The 6,347-nt window shown below is 54.0% G+C and carries 4 protein-coding genes and 1 pseudogene; 4 read left to right on the forward strand and 1 reads right to left on the reverse strand.

What is annotated here, in order from left to right; genetic code table 11:
• Positions 1 to 327: 327 nt before the first annotated feature.
• The 4 genes from pgtC (at position 328) to K5R89_RS13185 (ending at position 5,351) form a co-directional block, all read left to right on the forward strand.
• Positions 328 to 1,548 carry a phosphoglycerate transport regulator PgtC gene (gene pgtC / locus K5R89_RS13170; protein ID WP_087824279.1) on the forward strand — a complete coding sequence of 407 codons (1,221 nt, stop codon included), beginning with the start codon at positions 328 to 330 and terminating at the stop codon, positions 1,546 to 1,548.
• Entirely contained in the window at positions 1,545 to 3,554 is a 2,010-nt protein-coding gene (gene pgtB / locus K5R89_RS13175; RefSeq protein WP_152843556.1) for a two-component system sensor histidine kinase PgtB, read from the forward strand. Before pgtC ends, pgtB begins: the two co-directional genes overlap by 4 nt.
• Positions 3,544 to 4,794 (forward strand): sigma-54 dependent transcriptional regulator, encoded by a 1,251-nt coding sequence (locus K5R89_RS13180; protein ID WP_217259395.1) that lies wholly within the window; start codon positions 3,544 to 3,546, stop codon positions 4,792 to 4,794. The genes pgtB and K5R89_RS13180 overlap by 11 nt, the downstream gene beginning before the upstream one ends.
• Positions 4,795 to 5,012: 218 nt before the next feature.
• Positions 5,013 to 5,351, forward strand: a complete 339-nt coding sequence (locus K5R89_RS13185; protein WP_085551864.1) for a hypothetical protein — start codon at positions 5,013 to 5,015, stop codon at positions 5,349 to 5,351.
• A 61-nt stretch (positions 5,352 to 5,412) separates the two neighbouring features.
• Here the strand turns inward: K5R89_RS13185 and K5R89_RS27440 are convergent.
• Positions 5,413 to 5,986: pseudogene (locus K5R89_RS27440) on the reverse strand (ISNCY family transposase); the annotation flags it as partial.
• Between the last annotated feature and the right edge of the window lie 361 nt (positions 5,987 to 6,347).

The raw sequence follows: 6,347 nt of genomic DNA on the forward strand, positions 1-6,347 counted from the left end.
AATCGTCGAAATGAGTCAAAACTGACTCAAACTAATGAATTGATGGGTTGATTTTGACTCATATTGAATGAGCGAGAGCCTGCGGAATTAATGTTGCGCTGATTTTATGTCCGGCTTGTGCGGACTCTAACAAATTACCCAATCATTATCTGGTAATCTTTAGCGATATTCCCGGGCGCCCGTTTGGCTATTTTTCCGCTCGCGGTGATTAATTCGCCAGCTGTCATAAACGGGTAAGTTTTGTCTCAACGTAATTTTTTCGGTATTTCAATATTTATGAACGGGATCACAAACATGTCTCTTCGTCGGGGCGGGATAGTGAGCAAAATGCTCGCGATGCTGCTGCTGACCGCCTGGCTGAGACCCTGTGCGGCGCAAAGCAATGAGCTGGTGATGGCGACGACATTTTCTCCCAGCGCCACCGTGTGGATTATCGATCGCTGGCAGAAAGAGCCGGGGTCAGTGACGATCAGGACGCTCAACCGCACCAGCGCCTCGCTGGAACAGCTGCTAGACACGGCAAATGCCGAAAATGTCGATCTGATCCTGACCTCGTCGCCGATGCTGCTGCAGCATCTTCAGGAGCATAAAAAGCTGGCACCGTTCAGCGGTGCGCCGGCAGTCAGCCAACAACTGGTGCCGGAATCCATTCGCTCCACCTCCGTGGCCGTAGCGATTTCCGGGTTCGGTTTGCTGATTAATCGCCCGGCGCTGATGACACGGCACCTGCCTGCGCCAGCGGACTGGGATGATCTGACCGATCCTCGCTATCAGGGGGCGCTGCTGATGAGCAGTCCGTCGCGTTCGGATACCAACCATCTGATGGTGGAGTCGCTGCTGCAACAAAAAGGCTGGATTAAGGGATGGGCAACGCTGTTGATGAGTGCGGGAAATCTCGTGACCATCTCATCCCGCAGTTTTGGGGTGGCGGATAAGATTAAAAGCGGCCTGGGCGTGGCCGGTCCGGTGATTGATAACTACGCCAATCTGCTGATGAACGATCCGCACCTGGCTTTTACCTATTTCCCGCAGTCGGCGGTTTCGCCGACCTATGTCGCGGTGCTTAAAAACAGCCAGCACGCCAGCGAGGCGCGGCGGTTTATTCGCTATCTGTTAAGCCCGGAGGGCCAGACGATCCTCGCCGATGCCAATACCGGGAAATACCCTGTAACGCCCCTGGCGACGGGCAATCCGCGGGCGGCGCAGCAGGCGGTGCTGATGAATCAACCGCCATTGAACTATCGGCTGATCCTCAAACGCCAGCGCCTGGTGCAACGGATGTTCGATACGGCGATCAGCTTTCGTCTTGCTCAGCTAAAAGATGCCTGGCGAGCGCTGCATAGCGCGGAGGCCCGTCTCAAGCGTCCGCTGCCCGAGATTCGCGCGTTGCTGACCCGTGTGCCGGTCGATCCGGCGAGCAGCGAGGATGAAGCCTGGCTGGCTCAGTTCGACAATAAGAGCTTCGCGGAACAGCAGATGATGGAGTGGCAGCTCTGGTTTCTCAACAATCAGCGGCAGGCGATTAATAAACTGGAAGAACTGAAATGATGGGCAGGTCCATACTGCAACGTCTGCGGCAAATCAGTATCAGTAGCAGCCTGCGCGGGGCTTTTCTGATGGGGGCGCTGCTGACGCTGATTGTCAGCAGCGTCAGCCTCTATTCATGGCATGAGCAAAGTTCGCAGATCCGCTATTCGCTGGATGAGTATTTTCCGCGCATCCATTCGGCTTTTCTGATTGAAGGGAATCTCAACCTGGTGGTCGATCAACTCAATGAATTTCTGCTGGCGCCGAATACCACGGTACGCCTGCAGCTGCGCAACCAGATTATCCAGCATCTGGATAAGATAGAGCGGCTGAGCCAGGGGTTGTCGCCGGCAGAACGGCAGCAGCTGGCGGTGATCTTGCAGGACAGCCGCGCGCTGCTGGCGGAACTGGATCGCGTGCTCTACAACATGTTTCTGGTTCGCGAAAAGGTGGGAGAGCTTTCGGCGCGGATCGACTGGCTGCACGATGATTTCACCACCGAGCTGAATTCACTGGTGCAGGATTTTACCTGGCAACAGGGAACGCTGCTCGATCAGATTGAAGCCCGACAGGGGGATGCGGCGCAGTACCTGAAACGCTCCCGGGAAGTGCAGAATGAACAACAGCAGGTCTATACGCTGGCGCGTATTGAAAATCAGATCGTTGACGACCTGCGCGACAGGCTTAATGAACTGAAATCCGGGAATGATGACGGCATGCTGGTGGAGACGCATATCCGCTATCTGGAAAACCTGAAGAAAACGTCGGATGAAAATATTCGTGCGCTGGATGACTGGCCGAGCACCATTACCCTGCGACAAACGATCGATGAGCTACTGGAAATTGGCATGGTGAAAAATAAGATGCCGGACACCATGCGCGACTACGTTACCGCGCAAAAAGCGCTCGTGGAAGCCAGCCGGGCCAGAGAAGCGACGCTGGGACGCTTCAGAACGCTGCTGGAAGCCCAGCTTGGCAGCAGTCACCAGCAGATGCAGATGTTTAATCAACGTATGGGGCAGATTGTCCGGGTCAGCGGTGGGTTAATCCTGGTGGCGACGCTGCTGGCGCTGCTGCTGGCGTGGGGGCTGAACCATTATTTTATTCGCTCGCGGCTGGTGAAACGCTTTACCGCGCTGAATCAGGCGGTGGTGCAGATTGGTCTGGGCCAGACCGAGGCGACCATTCCGGTTTACGGGCGCGACGAGCTGGGACGTATTGCCGGTTTGCTTCGCCATACCCTGGGTCAGCTTAATGCGCAAAAACAGCAGCTTGAACAGGAGATAGGCGAGCGGAAAGCGATTGAGGCCGATCTGCGTGCCACTCAGGACGAGCTGATCCAGACTGCTAAACTGGCGGTGGTGGGGCAGACGATGACCACCCTGGCGCATGAGATCAATCAGCCGTTGAATGCGCTGTCGATGTATCTTTTTACCGCAGGAAGGGCAATCGAGCAGGGACAGACGGAGCAGGCGCGGACGACGTTAAGCAAAGCGGAAGGGCTGATCAACCGCATTGACGCGATTATCCGTTCCCTGCGCCAGTTTACCCGCCGCGCAGAACTGGAAACGCCGCTGCACCCGGTCGATTTGCGCCAGACATTTACCGTGGCGTGGGAACTGCTGGCGATGCGGCATAAACCTCAGCAGGGGACGCTGCTGATACCGGATGACGCCGTCTGGATCCTGGGAGACGAAGTGCGTGTTCATCAGGTGCTGGTGAACGTGCTGTCAAATGCCCTTGATGCTTGCCCGCACGCAGCGCAAATCACCGTGAGCTGGCACATCCAGGGCGAAAGGCTGTGCGTGTTGATTGCCGATAACGGCCCCGGCTGGCCTGCGGCCTTACTCCCTTCGCTGTTAAAACCGTTCACTACCAGCAAAGCCGTGGGGCTGGGAATAGGGCTTTCGATAAGTGTTTCGCTGATGACGCAAATGGAAGGGGCGTTGCGCCTGGCGTCGACGTTTACGCGCAGTGCCTGCGTGGTGCTGGAATTCAATTTGACGGATGTAAAAGATGTTGAGTAATCACTGTTCGATTCTGCTGATTGATGATGATGCCGATGTGCTGGATGCCTATACGCAGTTGCTTGAGCAAGCGGGGTATCAGGTCAGTGCCTGTAATAATCCTTTTGATGCGCGGGAGCAGGTGCCGAAGGACTGGCCCGGCATTGTTTTAAGCGATGTCTGCATGCCCGGCTGCTCCGGAATCGATTTAATGACGTTGTTTCATCAGGATGACGATCTGCTGCCGATTCTGCTTATCACCGGTCACGGCGATGTGCCGATGGCGGTGGAGGCGGTGAAAAAAGGGGCCTGGGATTTCCTGCAAAAGCCGATCGATCCAGGCAAGCTGCTCACGCTGGTGGATGCCGCACTGCGTCAGAGGCAATCGGTGATCGCCCGTCGCCAGTATTGTCAGCAAAAATTACAGGTTGAGCTTATTGGCCGCAGCCAATGGACGGATCGGTATCGCCAGCGCCTTCAGCAGCTGGCAGAGACGGATATTGCGGTATGGCTTTACGGCGAGCCGGGAACCGGCCGGATGACCGGCGCGCGTTACCTGCACCAGTTAGGGCGTCACGCCGAAGGTCCGTTTATCTCCTGCGAACTCAACACGGCTAACGCCCACACGCTGAATGAACTGATCGCGCAAGCCCAGGGCGGGACGCTGGTGTTAAGCCACCTGGAGCATCTGTCTCACGGGCAACAGCATTATCTGGTACAGCTGCAGAGTCATGAGAAACGGCCTTTTCGCCTGATTGGTATCGGTAATGCTTCGCTGGTGGCGCTGGCCGCCAGCAGCCAGATAGTGGCGGAACTCTATTACTGCTTCGCGATGACGCAAATTGGCTGCCAGCCTCTGTCAAAGCGACCTGATGATATCGAGCCGCTGTTTCATCACTATTTGCAAAAAACCTGTCAACGGCTGAATCATCCCGTCCCTGAGGTGGATGCCGGTCTGTTGAAGGGGATGATGCGGCGGGTGTGGCCAAATAACGTTCGCGAACTGGCGAACGCCGCCGAGCTGTTTGCGGTGGGGGTATTACCGCTCGCGGAAACGGTGAATCCGCAGATGCTCGTCGGCGAACCGACGCCGCTGGATCGGCGGGTTGAGGAGGTCGAGCGGCAGATCATCACCGAAGCGCTGAATATCCACCAGGGACGTATCAATGAGGTGGCGGAGTATCTGCTGATACCGCGTAAAAAACTCTATCTCAGAATGAAGAAGTATGGCCTGAGTAAAGAGCACTACAAAGGGGTTTAGGCATGGCGCCAGACGATGGTTGATAATATCCTGAATGGTTCCTGCTCCGGAAAATAACGATGTTTTTACGCTAAAGGGGCAGGGAAGGGTGAACCCTTATGAATACCTGAAAAAAGAGGACACCATTTTTTAAATGGATTTTTTATTTAAATTTGCAAAAGTGAAGAGGTAAAAACTTAAGCGCCTGTTATTTTTTTATTTTATAGAAGGAATTCTGAGTGAAGCGCATTAACGAACGTGCCTGGGAAGTGTTTGGTATCTATGGAAGGGTTTGTGAAAGCTGCTCCGGGGCGATCGCATTAAGCCTGTTGCAGGCGCTGGCGATGTTTGGTTGCCTTGAGAAAAGAGAGGCTGGCGGGTTAACGCTGTATTGCATTCTGACTTTCATCGCCGTTGTGGCGACGATCGGTTTTTTTGCCTCTCTGATAAGTATAGGAAGAACTATTCATATACAAAGTGAAGGTCATAAGGTAGCTGAATTCCTGATTTCCTGCATTTTTTATCCGGTCGTTATCGGTATCCTGCTTTCGGCGCTTGCGACGCTTCAATCAATATAAGGTGACATCAGGCGTAAGGACCACAGAGCGATCTCCACGCCATCATTTTAAAGTGGCATGAATAGGTGAAGGTCGATTCCGATTTAACGAAACGAAGCTGCATCAGGCGGCTCGTCGCATCGTCGACATAGACTAGTGAGATACAGGCGGGTGCACGGTTCTCGAACCAGTGGTGGTCGCAACCATTAATCTGGATCAGTTCGCCGCAGCAGGCCCGAAGATAACGTGGCTGCTGAATTTTCAGCGCACGTTGTTTGCGGGGGATCCAGAGACCGGCTTTGACCATGAGGGAACGGACAGTCTCTTTGGACAGATGAACATCATGCAGTTCTGCGAGTTTCTCACACGCCAGCGTAGACCCAAAGTCGGTATAGCGCTCGCGGATAATATTGAGCGCGTACTGTGCAAGGTCATCTGGCAGCTGGTTATTGCTGAGATTTCAACAACGGCGGTTAGCGATATCTGGCGAGCCTGATTCACGGCAGTGCAACAGAAGGCGTCGGTACTGGCGATCAGATATACTCAGGCGCTGTGTGGCCATCAAGTGTGGTCAGACTCCGGTCGACAACGTCCTGAATGATTTTGAGTCGGTTAACTTCATCCAAAGTGAAAACGTCCGCTGCATGAGCCGTCATCAGAATCCCTCCATGGTGAATCCACGTGTCACTTATCCAGGAGCAGGCCTTACAACTCAGCCACCATAATCTATGTCAAAGCTAAGTTCAGATGTCCGGGGCAGGGCAAAGTCAAAATGTCCGCTTAGTGCTGTGAGTTTAACGGGTCGATGCACGCTATCCTTAATCAAGGGGGACGTTGCCATGAAACGAAAAACGCGCATTACGAAAACGATTATTTGGGACAGATATAAGCAAGTTGATGCCCTACATGATATCGCCAGAATGTTCGACAGATATCATTCGGCTTTGTTGAATAAATCGAACTTTTGCTGAGTTGAAGGATCAGATCACGTATCCTCCCGACAACACAGACCATTCC

This window comes from Klebsiella sp. TF21-TM (genome assembly GCF_019753495.1).
Taxonomy (GTDB): Bacteria; Pseudomonadota; Gammaproteobacteria; order Enterobacterales; family Enterobacteriaceae; genus Klebsiella; species Klebsiella quasipneumoniae.

Coding starts and splice junctions, on each gene's coding strand:
- pgtB (WP_152843556.1), top strand. CDS start 1,545: ATGATGGGCAGGTCCATACTGCAACGTCTGCGGCAAATCAGTATCAGT.
- K5R89_RS13180 (WP_217259395.1), top strand. CDS start 3,544: ATGTTGAGTAATCACTGTTCGATTCTGCTGATTGATGATGATGCCGAT.
- pgtC (WP_087824279.1), top strand. CDS start 328: ATGCTCGCGATGCTGCTGCTGACCGCCTGGCTGAGACCCTGTGCGGCG.